We start from the raw sequence: 22449 nt of genomic DNA on the forward strand, positions 1-22449 counted from the left end.
GCCGGCCCCGATGATCTGGCGTCTTGATGTTGAGGTCGTCAACGACTGGCCTTGCCGTTGCATAGTGAAGCGAAGGAGCTTTCCGTCGGACATCTGCATTCCGTTGCAACGGCTTTCGGATCTCGCACGTTTCGCCAGCCCCAGGGCAGGCTCGCCGAGTCGGGCGACGGTAAAACATCGCAACTTGGGCACGGGACGTATTGGATAATTTCTGTCCCTTTAAATGCTTCGGATGAAGTGTTCGCTCAGAACACCTGACGGCGCATAATCGCCGTCAGTCGAGGCGCGGAGGCGAGCGGGAAATTCGTGGCGTACCCGCATGTTTTGGCTCAGTCGCGCAGCTTACTAATCTCGGCGCGGGCCGCTCCCACGATCTCGTCGTTAGTGTGCGCATGGCCCCAGAGCCCCCATCCGCCAGGCATCGCTTCCGTTAGTAGTACCCACGTGCGGTCGGTCAGCGTCGGATCGCCTGCCGCCGCCGCAACGAGATCCGTAAGTTGGCGCACCACCGCGATCTGCTTGTCCCGATCGAGCGCGCCGGCGTTGGTGAGTACCTGAACGCGAACGTAGTTGCCGTCGCCATCCACGTTCGACGACGATCCGACGGGAAGAGTGTGCACGAATGCGGCGGTGTTCTTCCGGAACATCGAAATGTCAGGAACCTGCTCTACTGCCTTCACGGTGGATGCCGCATCGATAGCAAGCTTGTGGGGGTCGGAAAACGTGCCGGCCGTGGCGTAGATGTCGATCATCGGCATGGGTGGAATCCTTCTTTTGATGTGACGGTGATTGGTCGGGCGTATTCGAATCCAGGAAACAGCCGACGAGCGCCTTAGATAGAGATAGACGCCTGCCGCAGGATCAGCACATCACGTGTGTCTTCGACGGTGTTTCCGCCGACGATCACGGTCACTCGCCTGGGGTTGAGCTCTATCGTTATCGTTGCTGCGCGTTCGGCGTTTCATCCTGCTGAAATCGCGCGTAAGTTCTTTAACAATTCTCGTTCTCCGTTCGAGCGTCATCATGCTGTACGCTTCGACGACGCAAACGCCCCCGTCGCCCGGCGCGATGATGTCCTCACCCGGGAAATTCGCTTCCGAACATGGGAAGCCCGCTTACCGAATCGACCTTGGTCGCTTCGTCCTGGAGGACATCCCAGTGCTCGGCCAGTTTACCGCCGGCGACGCGAACGATGTCGACCGCGATCCAAGGAGCGGGACGACCGTTTCCCGAAAAGCGTCCGTGCAGAAACACCAAGTCGCCTTCCGCAGCGATTGCGCCACGTTCGTATTTGAGCTCGGCGGGCGCCGATTTGATCAGGTCGAAAAGGCCTTCCCTGCCCGGCCCGATATGCGCGCTGTGCTGAATGTAGTTCGGCGACCAGAAGGTCTCGGCGGTCGCATAGTCCCTCTTGTTGAAGAGAGTCTCGAACGCCTCAAGCACCAGCGCCTTGTTCTTTTCTGTCGTTTCGCTCATGTGTTCACCTGAATTGAACGTGCTTCAGACGGTTGCCGCCGCTTGGTAGGACTTGAAGTCGGTGTACCAGTGTTGGTCTCCACCCCAAAAGGCTTCGCGCTCATATTGCGTGAGCGGCAGGTTGCCGCGCAGGCGTTCGGGAAGATCCGGGTTCGACGTGAAGAAACGGCCGAACGCGACAAGGTCCGTATCGCCCCGCTCAAGTATGGCCTCTGCGCCCTTTCGGTCGAAGCCGCCGGCGGAGATGATCGTGCCTTTATAGATCTTTCGAAGCGTCGCCGAAGCCACGGGCGCCTGCGTCTGATCGATCGTCTCGACGCCCTTCACGCGCGGCTCGATGATATGGAGATACGCCAGCGGATACCCGTTCAACCGGTTGGCGAAATGACCAAAGGTGGCTTCCGGATCACTGTCCGAAATGGCGCCCCACTGCCCGCTCGGCGATATCCGGATGCCGACGCGGCCAGGTCCCCATACCGAGACGAGTGCTTCAAGAAGTTCGAGCGAGAAGCGCGCGCGGTTCTCGATGCTGCCGCCGTATGCGTCCGTCCGCTTGTTCGTACCGTCCTGCAGGAAGGTATCGGCCAGATAGCCGTTGGCGTTGTGGAGTTCAATGCCGTCGAAGCCCGCGGTCTTCGCCCTTTCTGCGCCCTTCCGGAAGGACTCGACCAGTCCTGGAATCTCCTCGATTGACAACGCACGATGTGGCGAAACCGGCACCCAGCCGTTCTTGGTCAGCGCCTCGCCCTCGAAGGGGACCACCGACGGGGCGATCGGCGACGCACCGTCGCTCAGATCGACGTGGGATTGTCTGCCGTCGTGCGCGATCTGCATGAAGATGACGCCGCCCTTGGCGTGGACGCTGTCCGTTAGCGCCCGCCATCCTTTCACGTGTGAATCCGTGTAGATGCCTGGCGCGCCTTCGTATCCTCGGCTGTCATGCGAAGGATGCGCGCTCTCGGTGATGATCAGTCCGCCCTTCGACGCACGCTGGCTGTAGTATTCAGCCATCATCTTGCTTGGCGTCTCGTCCGCCTCCGCCCGCAGGCGCGTCGTCGGAGCATGCACGACGCGGTGAAGGAGCGAAGCCGGACCCATCTGGATCGGAGAAAAGAGGCGCGGGACGTCGTTGCCACTGTTCGTCGCTCGTTCTGCAGTCTTCAAATCGTCGCACATCGAAGTCATCCTTCCGTATCTATCTCGGCGTTGCCCGACATAGATACGAAAGCCGTCTGGACACCGGTAGGCGCAGGCCTGTCCAGACACTCTGGACGCGGAGTTCCGCAATTGGCGACTTACTCGTCGCGTCACGGCGACGATTGCGGAATTTGAGTCCAGCCGATCCCAACCTGCAGAGGGATTTTATTGTGAGCGTCGGTCCGTATTTTCGATTGCAAGGATTCCATCAGCTTGATCCTGCAACAGGAGTACATCATGACGAAGCTCTACACTCCGGTCACCATCGGCCCCATCGCCCTCACCCATCGCGTCGTCCAGGCACCGCTCACGCGGCTGCGCTCGGAACAGCCAGGCGACATCCCCGGCAACCTCATGGCCACGCATTACGGCCAGCGTGCCTCCAAGGGCGGCCTGCAGATCGCGGAGGCGACGACCGTCTCCATTCACGGTCGCGGCTATCTCGGCGCTCCCGGCATCTATTCGGCCGATCAGGTCACCGGCTGGCGCAAGGTCACGAAGGCGGTCCACGCGAAGGGCGGCAAGATCTTCCTGCAATTGTGGCACGTCGGGCGCCAAAGCCACGTCGAAATGACCGGCGGAGTGCCGCCCGTCGCTCCGTCCGTGATGCCCTTCGAACAGGTCGTGGTCACCAGTGACGGCTGGGTGCCAGTATCGCCCCACCGTGCACTCGCGCTCAGCGAAATTCCGGCCATCGTCGAAGAATTCCGCAGCGGCGCCCAGCGAGCCAAGGATGCCGGCTTCGACGGAGTCGAGATTCACGGCGCTAACGGCTACCTGATCGACCAATTCCTCCAGGACGGCAGCAACACCCGCACCGACATCTACGGCGGCCCCATCGAAAACAGGGCGAGGCTGTTGCTCGAAGTTGTTGAGGCTGCGGCGTCCGTGTGGGGCGGCGACCGCGTCGGCGTGCGCCTCGGGCCGAGCGGCACTTGGGCATCGATGTCCGACAGCGATCCGGACGCGACGTTCGGCTATGTAGCCGAACAATTGAACCGGTTCGGTCTGGCATACCTTCATATCGTCGAGCCCCGCATCGTCGGCGCCGAGGCTCCCGTCGAGGGGAAGCCGCCAGTTGCCGCCGCCCAGATACGCGCGATCTTCAACGGCCCGATCATCGCGGCCGGCGGCTTCGACCGCGACGGCGCGCAGCGGATCGTCGACAGTGGCGACGCAGATCTCGTGGCGTTCGGCAGGCACTTCTCGTCCAATCCGGATCTTCCGGAGCGGCTTCGCCGGGATCTACCCCTCGCGCCCTACGACCGGGATACGTTTTGGGGCGGCGATCACCGCGGATACACGGACTTCCCCGCCTTCGAAGAGCAGGCAGAACTGGCCTGAATCAAGCATGGCCGCAGCGCGAGCTGCGGCCATGCTTGATCTATTTCGTCAGGCGGTGACGACGAAGAGGTTCTTGGCCATGAAGTCGACGAATGCCTTCACCTTCGGCGCGGGATGGCGGTTCGACGGCCAGATGATCTGGAGCGTACCCGTCGCGCGCAGATACTCGTCGAGGACCGAGACAAGCATCCCGGAGGCGAGCTGGCGGCGAACTGTAAAGACGGGCGTATACATTAGCCCGAGCCCCCTCTCCGCCATATCTATGAGCGGTTCCATCGTGTTCGCCACGATGGTCGGCGCAGGCTCGACTTCAATATCCGCTCCGCCCCGGCTCAATTGCCAGCGTTCGAGCTTTCCGGTCGCCGCCCAGCGATGAAAAAGACAGGCGTGTTGGGCCAGCTCCTCCGGTGTCTTCGGCGCAGCACGCTTCTTGAGATAGGCGGGAGAACCGACGATCACATAAGAGTACGTACCGAGAGACCTGATCTTGAGGCGCGAGTCGCTCACCTTCCCGGTTCTCATCACTGCATCGAAACCCTCTTCGATAACGTCGACGAGACGGTCCGAGAAATCGAGCTCGAGCTCGATGTTCGGATGCGCCTCGGCGAACGCCGATAACGAGGGCATCAAGAGCATCCCGATCGCGGGCATGCTCACTTTCAGCTTTCCACGGGGCGAGAGGGTCGATTGCGCGATCTCCGCTTCGGCCGCTTCGATCTCGCTGAAGATCAACTGGCATCGCTTGAGAAAGGATGCGCCTTCCGACGTGAGCGTGATCTTGCGTGTGCTGCGGTGGAAGAGTTGCACGCCTAACCGGTCTTCCAGGCGCGATACCGCTTTGCCGACGGCCGAAGCGGAGATGCCCAATTCGCGCCCCGCCGTAGTGAAGCTTCTATGCTCTGCCGCCTGGATGAAGGCGTTCAGCGGCGCAAGCCGATCCATGTGTTTGTCCTTGGCTTCTATTTAGCGTCGAACCGCCTCAATGCGATGGCGGTAGCGCCATCATTCGGATACTGCTCGATAAGCATTCCGATCCGGTCGATATCTTTGCGTTGAATGTCCGCGAGAAGCGCGTCCCGTCTTGCAGAATACGAGCCACTTGGTCGCTCGTCAGAGCCTATCCTATCATCTTCAAATTGATGAAGTGCCTGCGTTTTCCTTTGTTTTTGCCTGTAGCGGCAGCCGCGTGTCCGGCCGCAGCCCGATTGCTCGGATCTGTTCATCGTAGAATTTTGTGTGGAAAGCGACCGCGTCAGAGAATCTCGAACACGCTGTAAACCACGCCTTCGGCCGTGCGGTTACCGATGCCGATCGCCAGAACGCCGTTCAGCCAGTCGTACGACGACGCTGTCTCGAAGATCGGATTGGTGCGAAAATAGTATGCGGCGGGATCGACAATCTCGCCTTGATCGAGGCGCTTCAATACATCGGCTGGTCCTCGGCGGATGCCCCTATAGGTCATTCCGATCATTGCGCCATCGTCGGTCTCAAGGACTAGCCTGACATCCAGTTCGACTTTCCCGTCGGCCTTGACGATCTGCCAATCGTTGCCGCCTTCCCTGACCTTTCCGTTTAGACGCTCGCCCTCGAAGACGCCGCCAGGGACGACGCCAATCCTTCTCAGGGCTCCATCCGGTCCCCCTATTATCTGGTAAGGTCGGACGTCGAGGCGCATGACGAAGAGCGGCCGGCTCTTCACCGCACGAAGCGTATCCGGAAGTCCATCGTTGAGCCTGGTTGCCATGTTCCACTCCGTTTATGCGTTCAAGTCGGCGACAGTGATGGAATAGCGCAGGCGCGGAAGCCGGCAATGCGGGTTACTGTCCTCTCACTCAGGACGGAAGGTCTCAAATCGGCAAAGAGAATGATAGTCCAACACCCGACGCAGGTGTCCGCAATGTTCGGACAAAGGGCTCATCCTTGCTTAGGCCTATCCGGAATAGATAGACCCTATGCAACAGAAATCGGTCCCGACGCTCGGGCAGCGCGCATCGTTCTGGGTCTCGGCCGCGGTCGTGGTCCAGACGCTTTGGACCAGTGCCGCGCCCACGATGACATACCCGCTGTACGCGGCCGAATGGCACCTCACGCTTACGGTCACAAACATGATCTATGCGGTGTTTCCGATCGTTGTAGTTGCGGTCCTGATACTGTTTGGCGATCTGTCGGATCACATCGGCCGCCGCGCAACGATGCTGATGGGGCTAAGCGCCGCGCTGCTCGGCGCCCTGCTGTTCGCCCTCGCTCCAGACATCGCCTGGATCTTCGTCGGCCGCGTACTGATGGGCATCGGAGTGGGTCTCGCCGCAAGTCCGAGCACGGCCGCCATAATCGAATTCAGTGGTCCCGGCCAAGCAGATCGAGCCAGTTCTGCGACCACCGCGTCACAGGCCGTCGGCTTCGCGTTGGCGACACTCATCGGCGGCGCACTCATTCAGTACGCTCCAAATCCTACCCGGCTGAACTTCTGGGTCCTGTCCCTCGTCATCGCGACCACGATCGCATTCGCCTGGTTTCTACCAAGACATACGAAGGCGGACGCTGCGACTCCGTGGAAGCTGAAGGCGCCATGCATTCCGAGAAGGCTCCGGATGACCTTGGCGACCTCGTCCGCCGCAGGGATCGTCGGCTGGGTCATCGGCGGACTGATGCTGTCGTTGGGGGCTAGGATATCGCGCGATCTCGTCGGCTCCAGCAACATCCTCGTAAATGGAGCGGCCATAGCACTGTTCGCGGTCGTGTGGGGCGTCTGCAGCATATTTGCAAGACGCGTGGCTGCCAGATGGGCCGTCGTCATCGGAGCGGGGTCGTCGATCGTGAGCATGGGCGCGCTCGGGCTTTCGACCGCTCAACATTCACTGTGGCTTTTCCTTGCCTCGGCGAGCTTAGCTGGGATCGGCTATAGCTATCTTCTGTTCGGCGCGCTGTCTCTCATCAACGCCAACGCGGCGGCGGATCATCGCGCTGGCGCGTTTTCAGCGCTCTACCTCATCGTCTATCTGCTGCAGGGCACGGTCGCCTTCCTGCTCGGGTTGGCGGCGACCGCCTGGGGTCTGGAAGCCGCCATCGACCTCGGAGCAGCCTTTGTCGCCGCCATCAGCGCGTTGGCTGCCGCGCTTGCGTTCACCTATCGGGAGCCCGCGCCTGACGCCTAGCTGGGCTTCGAGCCGCCGCTACGCCGATGGACGTCCGACACCTCACCGCGATGCATCCGAGGCCAAGAAGGCGATCACGTCCGCGACGTCGTGCGGTCGGCCGTCCCGCTTCAACGTCTGAAAGCTGAGCACTTCGTTCCGACCATCGTCGGACCGCACGAAGCTGGACACGTCGGTGTCGATGACGCCCGGCACGATGGGATTGATCCCGGATGCCTTTCGCGCCCAGCAGCAGCGCCAGTTGCTTCACCATCGTATGGAATGGCGCCCATGGTCGCAGAGTACGTCGAGATGTCGCCCCGACTGCGGGGCGGCAAGCGACGACACCAGGATAACGCTCGATTCTTCCGCGAACAGGGCAGCAATTGCTGAGTGAGGAAGCACGGCGCCAAGTTGAGATATGACATGTCATACCGCTTCCGATCGAATCTGTGATGGTGGCCGTACAACCGGTGCTCTGGAGCTGGGAGGACGTGGTTGTGTCTCCGGGCCACCTCGGGGTCGTTTAGGGTCGATTGCTCTCGGCTATCTTTGGGTTATCGTCGGAGAGAGTGGACGCTGCTGTCCGGAATGGGATTCGAGAATTTGGACAGTCTGAGCGCGCTAAGTGCATTCGTCCGGGCAGCTGAAGCCCGCAGCTTCACGATCGCCGGTCGGCAGTTGGGTCTGTCATCCTCCGCGATCGGAAAGACGATTTCGCGCCTTGAGGATCGTCTGGGCGTGCGGCTCTTCCACCGCAGCACTCGGACGATCTCCCTGACCCAGGAAGGCACCACGTTCCTGGAGGCCTGCCGCCGGATCTTCGCCGAGATCGAGAACGTCGAAAAGGAGTTCGCGCAATCGACCGGGGTCCCCAAGGGGCGGATGCGCGTCAGCCTTCCGCTGGTGGGCATGCTCATGATGCCCACGGTGGCCAGGTTCCTGAAAGCGTATCCGGGCGTTGAGCTCGACATGGAATTCACCGACCATCTCGTCGACGTCATCGACGGCGGCTACGACGTCGTCGTCCGGTCCGGCCAGTCCACGGATTCCAGGCTGATGTCGCGCCATCTCGGACGCTACGAGTTGCAGATCGTGGGATCGCCGGCATACCTCAAGAACGCGGGAACGCCCCGCGTCCCGCAGGACTTGCTGTCCCATTCCTGCCTTCACCACAGATATCCGACTTCGGGCAAGCTGCAGGCCTGGCCGTTCAAGGCGGACGCCGCGAAGGACCTCGTCCTTCCGTATTCCGCTATGGCGACGACCATCGAGGCCCTCGTCTCCATGGCCGAGAACGACGTCGGGCTGGCATGCGTGCCCGACTTCGCCGTACGCAGCCAGATCAAGGCCGGCGCCCTCGTGACGGTGCTGAAGGACTCCACGGAGCATGAGGGGGTTTTCCGGGCGTTATGGCCGACAAGCAGGCACCTGGCTCCTAGGGTCCGGGTATTCGTCGACTTCCTCGCCGAACACCTTTTCGTCGATCCGGAACACTAGGCAGTTTCTAGAGCTCGCCGGTCAGGAATTGTGCCCGTCCCAGACCGAATGACCAGTCCTCGTCCGCGTTCGTCACAAAGTTCACGGCGAGATCGCTGGAGGGGATGCCGCAGCGGGAAGCAAGCTCCCCGGCGAGCGAAGCATAGAATTGCTGCTTTGCCTCCTTGGTCCGTGGGCGCGTCGTGATCTGCAACATCACGACCTTGTTCGTCCGCTTCATGCCAAGACCGGTGTCTTCGATGATCATGCGGGTCGGCCGATGCTCGTGGACGATCTGATAGCGGTCCCGGGGGGACACCTTGAACGCAGCCACCATCACCTCATGGGTCACGTCGAGCATGCTCTTCAAGTCGGTATCTGACCATCCTTCGGCGAGATCGAAGCGCAAAAGCGGCATCCGTCAATTCCTGTCGTTTAATTTCGTGTGGACCGACCCGGTTCATGCGTTCAGCGAGTATTAAGCGCCACTCAAGCTCGCGAAATCGTCCTGGCTCAGTTCGATGGACGCCGCGCCAACCCTTTCGTCGAGATGCGCGACCTTCGAGGTGCCCGGATCGGCAGCATGGCCCGACTCCGCTTGAGCAACGATGCGAGCGCTATCTGGCCCGACGTCGCGCCACGCTTCTTCGCCATTCGGTCGAGCGAAGACCCCAGCCGCATCAGTGCCCCGCCGCGAGCGGATGCCACGGAATGAAGCCGATGTCGTGGGCCTCACAGTAGTCGTCGCGATGAACATGCCTTTGCCCGCCGGAAACGCCTCTCCGATGAGCTCTTCCGAGACATCTGGGCCGTAGGAGTCGGCGGTGTCGATGAAATCTACGCCGATCTCGGATAGTCTCGCGAGGGCGCGTAAAGCCTCAGCGCGGCCCGACGGAGAACCCCAGATCCCCCTGCCCGTTATCCTCATCGCGCCGAACCCGAGGCGATTGATCGGCACCTCGCCGCCGATCTTGAACTGCCCACCTTTGATGCGTCCGGAACTGCCATGCTATTCTCTGTCTGAGCCTGCACGAAATGCCCGCTCGCCCCCGTGCGGCTTGGATGAAAGCACGACGTGCCAGCTGTTCGGAAGGTGGCTGCGTGTACGAACAATGCAGACACCGTTGTCTACAATCCCGGCGAATGATCTGTTTTCAGCACGTCGCGGTGCGAGCTTCCGCATTCGCGCCGACGAAGAGCACCGAGGTCGACCCGCACGGTTCAAAGCGCTGGACGAACGATCCTTTCAAGCTGTCCGTCAGACCTTCGATCAGCTTCAATCCCTGTCCCGATCTGAGCGGCTTATGCGGACTGCCGTCGTCGCTGACTCGGCATTCGACGGTGCCTCCGGATATCGTCAGTTCGACGAGGATGTTGCCGCCCGAGGCTCCGAAGGCATGCCGTGAGGCATTGGTCACGAGCTCGGCGACGATCATGCCGACCTTCCAGCAGACATCGCTGACGAGAAGGACAGGTCCTGCTGACAGCGTCAGATTCACCTGGGTGGACGCCAGCCGCGCATCGACGAGCGCCTCGCACAGTTCCCGGAAATACTCGGTCGCGTCGATGACCAACCCGCTGTCACGCATTTGGAGAGCACGGTTCAGACGCGCTTGCGCATGGATGCAATCGGCGACCACACCCAGCGCGACCTTTGCCTCGACACTCACGGCACGGGAGGTAGTCCGCGAGATCAGGCTGACGGCGGACGCGAACTCGCTGTTCACGCGATGCAGAATTTCGCGGACCAGCAATTGTTCGTAGCGCTCTCTGGACGTCTCCAGATCATCTCCGGACGTTTCGACGTCTTCGCCCATCGGGGCTCGTTTGGCATGATGCAACATTTCCGGGCCCCGAGTTTCCGTCTTCTTCGGCCACCATCGAATTTGTGCATGGCGGTGCGAGGATGATTGCAATCGAATTCGCCACGATATTGAAGCTTTCACAGGCGCTTTGAACGATATCGCGCAAATAGTCGCCTCACAAAACGCACTTTGATGATCTGAATAATATTGGCCACTTTAGGATGCATCTTTCGGCTTTGCGACACTCAACGCTAGTTGGCTCCGAAGAAACCGTCTATACACGGTTGGGCAGACGAGATGTGGAACGCAAAGACGCGTTTGGCCCGACAATCCTGAACACGTCGAACTGAAACAAGGAGCGACATGAGACGACGCGACCTGCTCGCGCTGCTCGGTGGCACGGCGTTCTGGCCGGCGATCGCTCAAACTCAGCCGGCGGGCGTCGCCGGCGGGCAAGAAATTCGAATCGGCAACATCATGCCTTACAGCGGGCCCGCATCCGCATTCAGCGCGATCGGTACCGCGATCGACGCTTATTTCCGGAAAGTGAATGACGAGGGCGGCGTCAACGGACGCAAAATCAAGTTCATCTCGTACGACGACGGATACGTCCCGTCGAAGACGGTCGAACAGGCGCGCAGACTGGTCGAGGGCGACGAAGTCCTGCTGCTGTTCGCTACGCTCGGCACGGCGTCGAACGCCGCGATCCAGAAGTACATGAACTCGAAGAAGACGCCACAGCTGTTCGTGCTGACGGGCCTTACCCGTTTCAGCGATCCCGAGAACTATCCTTGGACGATGGGCTTCCAGCCGACCTCGCGCGACGAAGCGCGCGGCTATGCGAAATTTCTTCTGCGGAACCATCCGGGCGGCAGGATCGCGATCCTTTCGGAGAACGACGACTTCGGGCGCGACTACGTTGCAGGCATGAAGGAAGGCTTGGACGGCAAGATCCCTGTCGTTGCGGAAGCAGTCTACGATGCGACCTCGCCAACCGTGGATTCCCAGATCGTGACACTGAAGTCGTCGGGCGCGGACATATTCTTCAACGTTGGGACACCGAAATTCACGGCGCAGGCGATCCGCAGGACCGCAGAGATCGGCTGGAAGCCGGTACAGATCATCATCAGGCCATCGAGCTCCATCGGAGCGGTAATCGCACCCGCAGGTCTGGAAAACGCCGTCGGCATCATTTCCAGCGAGTTCGTCAAGGATCCGACCGATCCGGCGTGGGCGGGCGATCCAAAAGTCCGAGAGTGGTCGGAATACATGGCCAAGTACAACCCCGCGGGAGACCTGAACAGCAATCTGAACGTCGCTGCTCATTGCATGGCGCAAGCGCTCGTCCAGGTGCTGAAGCAATGCGGCGACGACCTCACGCGGGAGAACGTCATGCGCCAGGCCGCCAACCTCAGGCATGTCGAGCTCGACATGGTGCTTCCCGGAATCACCGCGAACACGACGTCCGCCGATTATTTTCCGATCAAGCAATTTCTGCTCAAACGCTTCGACGGCAAGCGATGGGAGACCTTCGGCCACCTTGTCGGCGATATCGTCCGCAAGGGGTAGTGCCCGACGCAGGGCTGGCATGGGAGCTGTCACGTTGGCAGAGCCCGGTTACTTTGTTACCTACACGACATTGCCCAGTGATGGACGGGATTAAAGTCAAAGTCGACTTTACTGCGAAGATGACGATACTTTTGGCGCCTCGGTGCTTTGCCGTCGCGGCTGGTGATCGCACTCCGCGGAAGCTGAACGGACAAAGATGCCCACCATTTTCAGCTTTGGAGATTTCGAATTCGACGGCGGGACCGGCACCCTGACGCGGGACGGCAGGCCGATTGTCCTTGGCAGCAGAGCGGTCAGCGTCCTCCGGACGCTCATCGAGCGGCGCGACGAGTGCGTGAGCAACGCGCAACTGCTCGCAGCGGGGTGGCCAAACGTCCAGGTCGAAGAGGCAAACATCCGGGTCCACGTTGCGGCGCTCCGCAAGGTGCTCGGCGACCACGGGCGGTTCGTCTCGAACACGATCGGTCGCGGCTATCAGTTCATTGCGCCCGTAAAGATCTTAGAGACGACCGCGAGGCTTCCAGCGACCGCAGCCAGATTCCGATCGAACATGCCTTTCGCGCCGGCGCGTTTAGTCGGCCGGAGGGAGGTCGTCGCGCGCATCTCGTCGGCGCTTGCCCCTCACTCAGTGATCACGATTTCCGGGACGGGAGGCATCGGCAAGACCAGCGTGGCCCTAGCAGTGGCGCAGGAGTGGGAGCTCGATGAGAGGGCGGAAGTCGCCTTCATCGATCTAGGAGCCGTTTCGGACCCGAGCCGCGTATACGCGGCCGTCGCCACGCCTCTGTCGATACGTTCGGCCTCCGAGGACGTGCTCGGCGCCATCATCGGCAGCCTCCAGACCCGCAATGTGCTCCTCGTCCTGGACAACTGCGAACATCTCATCGATCCCATCGCGAACCTTGCCGAAGTGCTGGTCGAGGCGACAGAGGTCAGGTTGCTCACCACCTCCCGCGAGCCTCTGCGTATCAAGAACGAAGCGGTCCACCGGCTGGATCCTCTACCTTTCCCGGAAGCAGGATCTGACCTGTCGGCGGCGGGCGCCATGGCCTTTCCCGCCGTCGAGCTTTTCGCCCAGCGCGCGCGATCGGTGCTCCAGACTTTCGAGATCACTGATACCATGGCGCGCGACGTCGCCGAGATCTGCAGGCGGCTCGACGGGAATCCCCTGGCGCTCGAGTTCGCGGCCGCCCGCGTCGAGAGCTTTGACCCAAAGGGCTTGGCTTTCGCGCTCGACAGGCGGTTTTCTCTACTGACGCAGGGTCGTCGAACCGCGCCGAGCCGGCAAATGAGCCTGAAGGCGACGCTGGACTGGAGCTACCGCCTCCTCACTCCCGACCAGCAGTCGGCCCTTCGGCAGTTGGCCGTTTTCTCCGGCAGGTTCAATCTAGCAGACGCGGAAGGCGTGGTGGCATGTGGATCGGCCTCCGCTTTGGTCATCGATGCCATCGCCGAGTTGGCGGCAAAATCCATGATCGCCGTCGATCTCGGTGAGGACGAAGTCACCTACCGCCTATTGGAATCGATCCGCGCCTACGCGTTGGAAAAGCTGGGTGAAGCGGGTGAGGCCGACGACGTGCGATCACGGCACGCGGCGCATTTTCTGAAAGTCTTTCAGACCCAAGACGTGGAATGGGACAAGGCACCGCCGTCCGACGTGCTGCGGTTCTACCGGATAGCCGTCGACGACGTCCGGACGGCGATTCACTGGGCATTCCAGCGGGTCGACGACGAAACGGGCATCCGCCTGACCGCCGCTTCGGCTCCGATGTGGTTTCATCTGAGCCTGCTCTATGAATATCAGGAGCATCTGCGGTTCGCTCTGCAGCGTTTGGAAATCCGAGGCGTGCCAAATCCGTTGCACGAGATGCAGCTGCAATGCGCCTTGGCGGTCTCGCTGTTCACGAGCGGCCGTCTCCTGCCGGAGATGAGCGCCGCGGGTGAACGTGGCCTACTGTTGGCGGAGGAGCTGGGAGAGATCAGGCATCAACTGCGCGCGCTCTGGGCGCTCACCGGCTCTTCGACCTTGAACGCAGATTACGTCGAGGCGCTTTCCTACGCCATGAAATTCAAGCACGCCGCTGCGCAGACGTCCGACATCAACGCCATCCACGCGTCCTACCGCATGATGGGACTTCAATCGACCCTTGCCGGTCGGCACCTAGATGCCCGCCGCTTCTGTGAGACGGCGCTCGATGTCGGCGCAAACGACCTTACGGGTCAGCGCAACACCTTCGTGTACGACCACATGCCGGTTGCGCGGGCGACGTCGTCCCGCGTTCTTTGGCTCCTAGGCTATCCCGACTCGGCGCTCTCCGAAGCAGATCGCGCGGTAACCGAAGTCTTGGCCTCCGGACAGCCCGCGAGTGCCATGTTCGTGATGGCGATCGGCGCCATTCCAGTCGCATTCTGGTCCGGCGACTGGAATACGGCGAAGGACAGGGTCGCTACGTTCTACGCCCACGCCGTCGCCCACGATTTTCCCCGCTGGCAGTCCTACGGAAAGATCTTCGAGTGGGTGCTCTCGTTCGCGGCGGACGAGGCCGACGACGTGCCGGTCGCCGCCAAGACTTGGACTCCGAGTTCGCTGCACGTGCTCGAACTGGTCGGCTCCCTTCACCCTTCTCTGGTCCTCCCGGAAGCTCTGGTCCCCATAGAGGTCAGCGAGGAACGGTGGAGCGCGCCGGAGATGTTGCGCGCAATAGGCGAACAGCTTGCGGCGCCCGGATGTGAACAAGGAATGGCGAAAGCCGAGGAAATGTTCGTCAGATCCGCCCGCCTGGCAGCGAATCAAGGCGCCCTCGGCTGGGAGTTGCGCAGCGCCACCAGTCTTGCTCGCCTTCTGAATCGCCAAAGTCGTCATTCGGAAGCGCTCGACACCCTCGCGCCCGTCTACGACCGCTTCACGCAAGGCTTCGAAAGCCGGGACCTCCGCAGCGCAAGGAAGGTCATGAGGGCAAGCCACCCGGCGGCGGGCTAGATATGCCACCCATACGAATGGACAGGAAGCCGTCCAGCCTTTCAAGTTCCCGGTTCGCCGGGAATTAACGCCATTTTACGCCGATTGATTGGTCATCCCCGCTTGCTTCGCCGATCCTGCATTCCTTCTCCCCCGGAGGATCGGAACCATGAATTCCCAAGCAACGGCATTGCGGCGGTCCGACCCGAAGGCTGGACGTCTTGGCGACCTCGCCGAGAGCCTGATCGATATTCTCACCGACGCCGCACGCGCCATCGATACCGACAGGTCATCGGCGAAGGCAGCCATCGCCCACGTTTCACAACTCTTACAAAACCAGGTCGGGCCTCGCGCTGCGGTGAAACTGCACAGCCGGCAGACCGCCAGTCTCGTTGAGTGGCAGGTACGGCGTGTTACAAAATACGTCGACGGCCATCTGCACCGCCAGATCAGGATCGAGGAATTGAGCCAAATAGCCGGCCGCAGTGCTTGCTACTTCTCTCGGGCATTCCGAGCCACGTTCGGAGAGTCTCCCCGCGCTTACGTCGCGCGCTGTCGCGTCCGCTACGCCGGCGATCTGATGCTGACGACACCCATGTCGTTCAGCGAGATCGCGCTTGCAAGCGGCTTTTCGGACCAAGCCCACCTTTGCCGCAATTTCCGCGATCTGACGGGGACGACCCCTGCTGCGTGGCGGCGCGAACACAGAGACCTTACACCGGGTCCGGGAACGGCGACCGCCGCTCTGCCGTCGCCTCAAAGCCGAATGGATCAGCATGGACAGCATTAGCGCACTCACGGTCTTCGTCAGGGCGGCCGAGCTCCGGAATTTCACCGATGTCGCACGCCAGCTGAATCTGTCGTCTTCGGCCATCGGAAAAGCGATCTCCCGTTTGGAGGAGCGCCACGGTGTCAGGCTCTTCCACCGGAGCACGCGCACCGTGACCCTCACCCAGGAAGGCAGGTTCTTCCTCGATAGCTGCCGAAGGATTCTCGCAGAATTCAAGCGAGTGGAAGCGGAGTTCAAACAGACGAAATGCGTGCCCAGGGGGCCGCTGCGGGTGAGCCTGCCAGCGGTGTCGAATCTGCTCGTGAGTTCGATTAGCGATTTCATGACGAAATATCCCGACATCGGGCTCAATATCGAGTTTACGGACGAGCACGTCGACGTCATCGAAGGCGGCTACGACCTGGTGGTGCGCGCTGGGGCCGCAAACGACTCCAGACTCATGACCCGGCAAATGGGCCGCTATCACTGGGCTATGGTCGGATCGCCCGGCTACTTCGAACGGAACGGCACACCGTCGATTCCGCATGAGCTTCTTCAACATGCTTGCCTGCGAAGAAAATGCGCTCGCTTGGGGCGGATCAATCCATGGCCAGTGTGCTGCGATGACGACTTGGAACTGCCCGAGACGATCACGACGACATCCTTCGAAGCCCTCATCGCTCTGGCCGTGGGCGGACACGGACTTGCCTGCGTGCCCGAGTTTGCCGTCAGAGAACAGATCGCCGCCGGGACACTCGTCTCAGTCATGGCGAACCATTTGCCGATTGACCAAGCCTTTTGCGCCGTGTGGCCGACGAGCCAGTACCTTTCGCCACGCCTCCGCGTATTTCTCGACTTCTTGGCGAAAAAGCATTTTCCAATCCTGCCACCTACAGTGGGTGCCCACGAGCAAGCATCAGTCGAAAAAGACGCGGAATCGTATATTGAAAATTCCAGTCACCCGAGAATGCTAACGCCCCTTTTTTCGGTAAGCCATTGAAGCGCGCCACGAACGTGCGATGCTCATAAGTCGCATACCACCAAGTTTGCCTGAACACGCACTGGTTCCTGAGCCTTGACGACGCACGCCAGAAAATGGAGGATTGGCGTAGAGACTACAACGAAGTCCGGCCACATAGCGCAATCGGTAACAAGACGCCGATATCGCTGTTGAATGGCTCATCGGCGCCCCCGCCGGCATGAGCCTAACCCGGGAAAATTCCAGCGCTGGCTGGCCTAGTTTCGGGGTGCACTTCAAATAATCAAAGGATTCTTCCCGTCGCTGGATGAAGCTTGGGGCTCAGGTCACCATTCACCGCCCTGTAGGTGGCTTTTATCGGTGATGAGAATGCCAGTTGCGCTCCCGCCTTCCTCTGCGCGCCATGTCCCTCGGCGTCGTTTTAGACAATCGATGTCTTTGAAAGATCGGTTGCAAGAAGAGGCCCAAAATCTGCACCACGAAGCAGAGATGCTGGCCGACGGCGCGGTTCGGGATGAAGTCTTGAAACCGGCGCGGCAAACTGAAATCGCAGCCCATAGGGAGGATTGGCTCGGGCCTCCGACACCGCCGAGAAAATACGAGACACCCGGCCGTAAGCATCGGACCGCGCAACTGAACTCAGCTTACTTCGCTCGGGCACGATCACTGCTGCCGCGATCAACGCGATCAAGAGGCATATTGAGCTGATCCACCGATAGTCGGCCGTACGTACGAGCGTTGTTTTGCCACGTAGCGAATTTTTCGAAGAATCCGTCGCGCTGCGCTTTAAAAAATCTGACCTCCTCAAGCAGACTATCGATGCGCTCCTGCATCACCACCAACTCTCGCGAACCCCCGCTAGCTTTAACCGGTTCTGCAGGCTTCGACTTTAGACGAGCCTTGGCTTGCCTAAAGGCGGCAGCAATCGACGCCTGCTTGTGAAGTCCTTGCCGCGAGAAGCGCCGACCAAGGAGGATTTCGGTATGACGCAATAAGAGCTCCCAACTCAGTTCCCCGTCCCAGGAAATGAGCGTTGACAGGATTCCCTCTATTTCGCCACCCTTGAGCCTAGCCTTAGCCAAGACGAATCTCTCTCTTTCAATCCGTGGACCTGTTTGCCGATGCCTTACTTGACTCGATCATGTCACCATAAGGCCCTGCTTTGATCTCTCGCGTAACGCGACCGCAACTTCGCTATCACGCGTCGCATTCGGAAGGCTGACGATCGTGCCATCTTCAACTGAATCGTTCTGATGAATTCCAATGATTAACTGAAGACGATCAACCTTCTTATGATGCGCAGCGAGCCACCGGTCGGCCTGGGAGAACGCGCTATCGATGTTATCCATTGCTTCCGTCACCTGGCGGCTCGCAATATCGAGTTGCTGTTGAATTTTCTCCGCATGCGCGACATCGCCCTTCACAAAGACGCTTTCCGAGCAATCGAAACAATTGCCATGCACCCCGCACGGCTGGAGGGTGTAGTCATGCACGCAAATGCCATAGTCCGTAATATGCGCCGAACCGATTTGCGCATTCAAGAAATCTTGAAGTGAAACTGGTGGGTTAACTCCGACCTCCGCCGGCACCTCAAACATAGGACCAATGGTCTTCCCGTCATCAATCGCTTGCCAGATCTGAGACAATCTTTCATCCGCAGTAACATGATCGTACGCTTGGTTTTGCGCAACATCTCGCCCACTCCACGTCGCAATGTCGAGTTCGCTCAAGCCTTTCAATTGCGCAATAGTATTAATCCAATGCCGAAACGACTTTGTCGTGACTTTGATCTCTGCACCATCTCGCTCGCGAAATTTCCAACGTTGAAAGACGCTATCATCGCGCCCCGTGATACCGGATAGCCACCGCTCAAATGACTGAACGGTCGCCTTCGCAACGAGACACGAGAACGTCGGCTTTTGCAGGCCCGCTTGATTGCGAAGAAGGATCGCGAGTGTCTCGCTGTAACGCTGCCCTCGCTTGCCGTTGAGATAAGGGTACCCCTGGGGCATGTAAGAGAGGAGATTCGAAGCCAAAGAAGACAACGAAACCTTTCGGTCACTATCGCGCAACTCAATACCTCGACGACGCAAAACAACGGGGAGCTGCGACAGTTCCGCGCCAACAATCAGACGCTGCACGTCCGTTAGCGAGATAAACCCCTCTTTCCGGAAACGCCGAAGCTCTCGTGGTAGCCATAGTTCGTCAGGCGACTCTTCGTACCACTTCGCGACATTACGCGCTTCTGCTGACAGCTCCTTAAGACGCTCCACCGCTTCACGTGCTACAGACACCATTGGGGTGGGCACCCACTTCACCTGTGGTGCCTTACCCTTTCCGGGCCGGATGCGTATCCCATACACGTCCGCCTCTTGAGTCTCTCCAAGCACCTCGCAATCGATCTTTAATTCCAACACCTCATGCGCACGAACCGGAATACAAACACAAATCGCTGCGATCGCCGAGTAGAAGCGATCCGCGAAAGTTTCGGCGTTACAGAAGACGTGCCCCAATGCACGAAACGCCTCTGGGCTCGGCAGGATCTTATCGCGTCGGTCCTTTGCTTCACGCCCGAGTGTCTCTCTCGCTTCTTCGGGCTTCCTGACCCCATGCTTCCAATTGAATGGTGCGTTAAGAAATTGTCGCTCTTTGCAGAATTCGAGCACTTGCTGCACGTACACCGCGAACTTATAGAAGCGCGACGAGCTCACCTCATCTCGCGCTTGAGATAAGCCCGCATGAAGAACATGCGCGGTTAAATTCTCAATCTTTGGTTCCAGACCCAGACGACGGAAACCTGCCTCGATTATAGCTAGGCCGACCAATCGGTGCTTAGTACTCCCGAACCCAACGGGCTCTGCGGAGTGCCTGTAGCGGATATAGGCCTTTGCGAAATCTTTGAATGCGTCGTCCAGCGGCTCCCCAGCTATGGAGTGCCGATTTCCCAAAACTGCTTCTCTATTGTAGAATGATAGCACCTTCTCCGACGGGTTTTGTCCCTTAAGGACGAATTGATCGCCGACTTGCCACAGATCCCTGTCCCATTCATTATCATCGATAAGCGCATGAATTTTGTTGCGAGAAAGATCGATAAAGTCAGACAACCGTTGATCTGGCCGCTTTGCCTTCGATATGAAGGTGATGTGCGCGCTCACTTTAAACTCTCCAGCGGTACGTCAAGCTTACCGTCGCAATACTGAATTACTTGTGCGACCGCCAAAATAGTCCTGTCGCGGATTTCAAAGATCCTTGGAGAGTACCCGTTATCTACCATCCGCTGGCGATCTGCGATCAGCTTTTCCATAAACTCGTCATGCGGCCCGTCGATCCAAGGCTGAAACCTGCGGCATGTATAACAAGCATAAGGAGCAGACAGCTCACACAGCCCCGTTTGACCGCAATTTCCAAGTGCAGCTGAAACATTGTCCTGCAGGGTTCGATCATAGATCCGACTCGAACGGTCGCCTCCTCGAACTGCATCATTCTCATTATGCACGACTGCTCCAGAGAACGCCTGCGCTAAAGGCGCCAGCTCCATAGCGAGTGCGCGATCGAGCCGCGCAACAATTTTCGGACTTGCATCGAAATAAGGATATACGCTCTGCGTACTTGAGTGATCGAGGAGTTCGGCGACGGTGTATTTGTCCTTTCCGTCATCGACGGCACGCTGTGCAATAGTTGACCGAAATCGCTTTGCGTTCGTCTTCAAGTTCGAGATTCGGCTGATCACGTCGTTGAATATATAGTACACCCTCTCGGCGGAAATATGGTGATCGACACTGAACCGCTCTCGCCTATCTGCAAAGAACAGAGGCCATTTTTCCTTCTCGAGATTGATCCCTTGGAACTCTCGGCTATTCCAGTCGATTACCTCCTCAATTAATTGACCGATCGGCTTACTGCAGTGGCGCAGTTTAAACTCCCCTCGTTCAGATTGGCCAATCTGCTTAGCTCGAGGAATTCTCAGGCTATACGCCTTACCGTCGCTTCCATTGGAGACGACCAGATCACATTCCTTGAGCGCTGCGATCTGACACGGCCTAGAGCCGTACGCGATCAGCAACCATGCTACGGCAAATTGATAGAGCGTTATGCGCCCATCCGCGTAACAATCATTCAAGCACGACTGGATATATAACAGCTCCGTGTCCTCGAAGGCTCCAGTCTCCGGATCCCTCGTGCGAATAGCAGTCCCCCGAACATTCCGGCGGAATCGCGCACCGCGCAGGTACTGCAAAGCCTCTAGACTTGCGACGCCGAAACCAGAGTTATCCATCGAGTCAAGCAGCGTTCGCACGTAGCCAAGCTGCCACTCCGTCTCCAGACTTAGTCCAGAACGATAGTTGAGGACATCCTCCAATTCGACTTGCAGGCACTCTTCCGGCTTTCCGTGCAATTGCGCGAGGTAGAACGCACGAAAATTGTAAAGCATGTTCCTCGCGTAACTAAACGAGCGGTTCTGGACATATTGGAGCATGCCACATTTGAGGCTGTCGATCAGCTCACCACACAGATTCGGAAAGCAATCGAAACGGAGCGCGCGCGGACTTTTCACCAGTGACCACAGTACCCACACGTCTGAACGCGGGTTAAATATGATTCCGTCCCTCGATCGTGCCGACTTGGGCAAACTCCGCCGTTCAACCTTCGATCGGAAAGCCCGTGGTAGCCGCTTCATTCCTTGCTCCTTGGAGCCAAAAGCAATTTTCCGTGCATTTCAGCGAGCACTTCGTTCGCTCGGCGGCGCACCGTTCGACGGAGATATATTGCTGCCGTATCCTCGCTCCTCCACCCCATCAAATACATGCGGTACTTCAACTCCATCTCCGGTGTGACCTTCTTTCGATCCATCTCCTCGGAGAATTCGTCATTCCACGTGTGACGAAGAAGATGCGGCGAGAGCTCGACGGGTAGCCCAGGCACCCGAGTTCGGATGTCCGTCAATATCTTATTGATGTTGGATAGCGACATCGCCGCTCCATCTTGATTACTCACAATGAGGAATGGATGCCGATGAACTCCAGGTATCTCCCGCCGATCACGCATAATGAGATCGTACAAAAGCTCAGCCAATTCTCCACTGAGCCGCAATTTTCTTGGCAAGGTTTTCGTAGCAGGTTTGTATGGTCGAGGATCCTCAGGATCGTCGGGCCGACGATGCAACGTTATCGTCGATGCAGAATTAATAGCACAATCGCCGAGTTTTATTCCCAGGAGTTCGCCACGCCGCATCCCCAACTCCAGAAGCAAGCGTACAATCACGTAGTTCCGAAACCGTACGGCTGACGTGAACGGGTTCTCGGGGTGATTTGGATCGATCACTTGTCGAAGACGCTCAACGGCCTCCTTTGAAAGCCCTTCCGGAAGATCGTGATGATTTCTAACGTATCGGCGAGCGGCTCCTCGGGTATAGCCTCGCACGATCCCGATGAAATGTTCACGAACAGCGCTGTATTGATCGCGCCGTTCCGGCCACGCCGCCAATCCCAAAAGAACCTCAGAACTCTCAAACTCGACGAACGACAGAATCGTTGCGAGACGCTTGCCCTTCTCTTCTAACTGAGAGGGCTCAAATGTGCCTTTGTAACGCATGCTGGTGTCCACCACTACGGAAGATGGGATTTCGTTGATCAACGCAGAGATCGGGCGACCGCACGACTGCACCAGATCGATAAGCTCCGGCATCTGAAGAAATTTCCCCTCTCGTATACGCCGACCTATATCGATGCCCCTTGCGT

At 59.1% G+C, this 22449-nt stretch carries 18 protein-coding genes and 3 pseudogenes; 8 read left to right on the top strand and 13 right to left on the bottom strand.

Annotated elements, in window-relative coordinates; genetic code table 11:
- Positions 1-329: 329 nt before the first annotated feature.
- The 3 genes from CIW50_RS06365 to CIW50_RS06375 all read right to left on the bottom strand — a co-directional run bounded on the left by CIW50_RS06365 (position 330) and on the right by CIW50_RS06375 (position 2652).
- Entirely contained in the window at positions 330-758 is a 429-nt protein-coding gene (locus CIW50_RS06365) for a tautomerase family protein (protein WP_149530460.1), read from the bottom strand.
- 319 nt (positions 759-1077) lie between these two features.
- Positions 1078-1476, bottom strand: a complete 399-nt coding sequence (locus tag CIW50_RS06370; RefSeq protein WP_149530461.1) for a nuclear transport factor 2 family protein — start codon at positions 1474-1476, stop codon at positions 1078-1080.
- A gap of 24 nt (positions 1477-1500) precedes the next feature.
- Entirely contained in the window at positions 1501-2652 is a 1152-nt protein-coding gene (locus tag CIW50_RS06375; RefSeq protein WP_149530462.1) for an alkene reductase, read from the bottom strand.
- 258 nt (positions 2653-2910) lie between these two features.
- Between CIW50_RS06375 and CIW50_RS06380 the strand changes: the two genes are divergently transcribed.
- Positions 2911-4017 (top strand): alkene reductase, encoded by a 1107-nt coding sequence (locus tag CIW50_RS06380; RefSeq protein WP_149530463.1) that lies wholly within the window; start codon positions 2911-2913, stop codon positions 4015-4017.
- 48 nt (positions 4018-4065) lie between these two features.
- Here the strand turns inward: CIW50_RS06380 and CIW50_RS06385 are convergent, their stop codons facing one another.
- The gene (locus CIW50_RS06385) at positions 4066-4959 is read right to left on the bottom strand and encodes a LysR family transcriptional regulator (protein WP_149530464.1); all 894 of its coding nucleotides are present in this window, start codon (positions 4957-4959) and stop codon (positions 4066-4068) included.
- 310 nt (positions 4960-5269) lie between these two features.
- Positions 5270-5761 (bottom strand): DUF3237 domain-containing protein, encoded by a 492-nt coding sequence (locus CIW50_RS06390; RefSeq protein WP_149530465.1) that lies wholly within the window; start codon positions 5759-5761, stop codon positions 5270-5272.
- 208 nt (positions 5762-5969) lie between these two features.
- Between CIW50_RS06390 and CIW50_RS06395 the strand changes: the two genes are divergently transcribed.
- Positions 5970-7172, top strand: coding sequence for an MFS transporter (locus CIW50_RS06395; RefSeq protein ID WP_149530466.1), 1203 nt, complete (start codon positions 5970-5972; stop codon positions 7170-7172).
- A 42-nt stretch (positions 7173-7214) separates the two neighbouring features.
- Here the strand turns inward: CIW50_RS06395 and CIW50_RS06400 are convergent.
- Positions 7215-7385 (bottom strand): annotated as a pseudogene (locus CIW50_RS06400) (SDR family oxidoreductase); the annotation flags it as partial.
- A 372-nt stretch (positions 7386-7757) separates the two neighbouring features.
- Here CIW50_RS06400 and CIW50_RS06405 point away from each other — a divergent pair.
- On the top strand, positions 7758-8651 hold the full coding sequence (locus CIW50_RS06405) for a LysR family transcriptional regulator (protein WP_149530468.1): 894 nt from the start codon (positions 7758-7760) through the stop codon (positions 8649-8651).
- 7 nt (positions 8652-8658) lie between these two features.
- On the opposite strand, the gene CIW50_RS06410 is transcribed toward CIW50_RS06405, so the two are convergent.
- The 3 genes and pseudogenes from CIW50_RS06410 to CIW50_RS06420 all read right to left on the bottom strand — a co-directional run bounded on the left by CIW50_RS06410 (position 8659) and on the right by CIW50_RS06420 (position 10447).
- The gene (locus tag CIW50_RS06410) at positions 8659-9048 is read right to left on the bottom strand and encodes a tautomerase family protein (protein WP_149530469.1); all 390 of its coding nucleotides are present in this window, start codon (positions 9046-9048) and stop codon (positions 8659-8661) included.
- Positions 9049-9108: 60 nt separating this feature from the next.
- Positions 9109-9621: pseudogene (locus tag CIW50_RS06415) on the bottom strand (aldo/keto reductase).
- A 163-nt stretch (positions 9622-9784) separates the two neighbouring features.
- The gene (locus CIW50_RS06420; RefSeq protein WP_172980244.1) at positions 9785-10447 is read right to left on the bottom strand and encodes a sensor histidine kinase; all 663 of its coding nucleotides are present in this window, start codon (positions 10445-10447) and stop codon (positions 9785-9787) included.
- Between the two features lie 351 nt (positions 10448-10798).
- Here CIW50_RS06420 and CIW50_RS06425 point away from each other — a divergent pair, with 351 nt between their 5' ends.
- The 5 genes and pseudogenes from CIW50_RS06425 to CIW50_RS06445 form a co-directional block, all read left to right on the top strand.
- On the top strand, positions 10799-12004 hold the full coding sequence (locus CIW50_RS06425) for an ABC transporter substrate-binding protein (protein ID WP_149530471.1): 1206 nt from the start codon (positions 10799-10801) through the stop codon (positions 12002-12004).
- A 196-nt stretch (positions 12005-12200) separates the two neighbouring features.
- On the top strand, positions 12201-14984 hold the full coding sequence (locus tag CIW50_RS06430; RefSeq protein ID WP_149530472.1) for an ATP-binding protein: 2784 nt from the start codon (positions 12201-12203) through the stop codon (positions 14982-14984).
- Positions 14985-15132: 148 nt separating this feature from the next.
- On the top strand, positions 15133-15753 hold the full coding sequence (locus tag CIW50_RS06435) for a helix-turn-helix domain-containing protein (RefSeq protein WP_149530473.1): 621 nt from the start codon (positions 15133-15135) through the stop codon (positions 15751-15753).
- Positions 15740-16732 carry a LysR family transcriptional regulator gene (locus CIW50_RS06440; protein ID WP_149530474.1) on the top strand — a complete coding sequence of 331 codons (993 nt, stop codon included), beginning with the start codon at positions 15740-15742 and terminating at the stop codon, positions 16730-16732. The genes CIW50_RS06435 and CIW50_RS06440 overlap by 14 nt, the downstream gene beginning before the upstream one ends.
- 47 nt (positions 16733-16779) lie before the next feature.
- Positions 16780-16935 (top strand): annotated as a pseudogene (locus CIW50_RS06445) (integrase core domain-containing protein); the annotation flags it as partial.
- A 420-nt stretch (positions 16936-17355) separates the two neighbouring features.
- Here CIW50_RS06445 and CIW50_RS28940 read toward each other — a convergent pair.
- The 4 genes from CIW50_RS28940 to CIW50_RS06465 form a co-directional block, all read right to left on the bottom strand.
- Complete coding sequence (locus CIW50_RS28940; protein ID WP_172980245.1) at positions 17356-17703, bottom strand: hypothetical protein; 348 nt, start codon at positions 17701-17703, stop codon at positions 17356-17358.
- Between the two features lie 147 nt (positions 17704-17850).
- A complete protein-coding gene (locus CIW50_RS06455) occupies positions 17851-19866 on the bottom strand; it encodes a hypothetical protein (protein ID WP_149530475.1) in 2016 nt (671 codons plus the stop codon).
- The gene (locus CIW50_RS06460) at positions 19863-21389 is read right to left on the bottom strand and encodes a site-specific integrase (RefSeq protein ID WP_283808826.1); all 1527 of its coding nucleotides are present in this window, start codon (positions 21387-21389) and stop codon (positions 19863-19865) included. The genes CIW50_RS06455 and CIW50_RS06460 overlap by 4 nt, the downstream gene beginning before the upstream one ends.
- On the bottom strand, positions 21386-22396 hold the full coding sequence (locus CIW50_RS06465) for a tyrosine-type recombinase/integrase (protein WP_172980246.1): 1011 nt from the start codon (positions 22394-22396) through the stop codon (positions 21386-21388). The genes CIW50_RS06460 and CIW50_RS06465 overlap by 4 nt, the downstream gene beginning before the upstream one ends.
- Positions 22397-22449 lie beyond the last annotated feature (53 nt).

Origin of the sequence: Tardiphaga sp. P9-11, assembly GCF_008329525.1 — a bacterium.
In the GTDB taxonomy this organism is placed as follows: Bacteria; Pseudomonadota; Alphaproteobacteria; order Rhizobiales; family Xanthobacteraceae; genus Tardiphaga.

Coding starts and splice junctions, on each gene's coding strand:
- CIW50_RS06365 (WP_149530460.1), bottom strand. CDS start 758: ATGCCGATGATCGACATCTACGCCACGGCCGGCACGTTTTCCGACCCC.
- CIW50_RS06370 (WP_149530461.1), bottom strand. CDS start 1,476: ATGAGCGAAACGACAGAAAAGAACAAGGCGCTGGTGCTTGAGGCGTTC.
- CIW50_RS06375 (WP_149530462.1), bottom strand. CDS start 2,652: ATGTGCGACGATTTGAAGACTGCAGAACGAGCGACGAACAGTGGCAAC.
- CIW50_RS06380 (WP_149530463.1), top strand. CDS start 2,911: ATGACGAAGCTCTACACTCCGGTCACCATCGGCCCCATCGCCCTCACC.
- CIW50_RS06385 (WP_149530464.1), bottom strand. CDS start 4,959: ATGGATCGGCTTGCGCCGCTGAACGCCTTCATCCAGGCGGCAGAGCAT.
- CIW50_RS06390 (WP_149530465.1), bottom strand. CDS start 5,761: ATGGCAACCAGGCTCAACGATGGACTTCCGGATACGCTTCGTGCGGTG.
- CIW50_RS06395 (WP_149530466.1), top strand. CDS start 5,970: ATGCAACAGAAATCGGTCCCGACGCTCGGGCAGCGCGCATCGTTCTGG.
- CIW50_RS06410 (WP_149530469.1), bottom strand. CDS start 9,048: ATGCCGCTTTTGCGCTTCGATCTCGCCGAAGGATGGTCAGATACCGAC.
- CIW50_RS06420 (WP_172980244.1), bottom strand. CDS start 10,447: ATGGGCGAAGACGTCGAAACGTCCGGAGATGATCTGGAGACGTCCAGA.
- CIW50_RS06425 (WP_149530471.1), top strand. CDS start 10,799: ATGAGACGACGCGACCTGCTCGCGCTGCTCGGTGGCACGGCGTTCTGG.
- CIW50_RS06430 (WP_149530472.1), top strand. CDS start 12,201: ATGCCCACCATTTTCAGCTTTGGAGATTTCGAATTCGACGGCGGGACC.
- CIW50_RS06435 (WP_149530473.1), top strand. CDS start 15,133: ATGAATTCCCAAGCAACGGCATTGCGGCGGTCCGACCCGAAGGCTGGA.
- CIW50_RS06440 (WP_149530474.1), top strand. CDS start 15,740: ATGGACAGCATTAGCGCACTCACGGTCTTCGTCAGGGCGGCCGAGCTC.
- CIW50_RS06460 (WP_283808826.1), bottom strand. CDS start 21,389: ATGAAGCGGCTACCACGGGCTTTCCGATCGAAGGTTGAACGGCGGAGT.
- CIW50_RS06465 (WP_172980246.1), bottom strand. CDS start 22,396: ATGCCGGAGCTTATCGATCTGGTGCAGTCGTGCGGTCGCCCGATCTCT.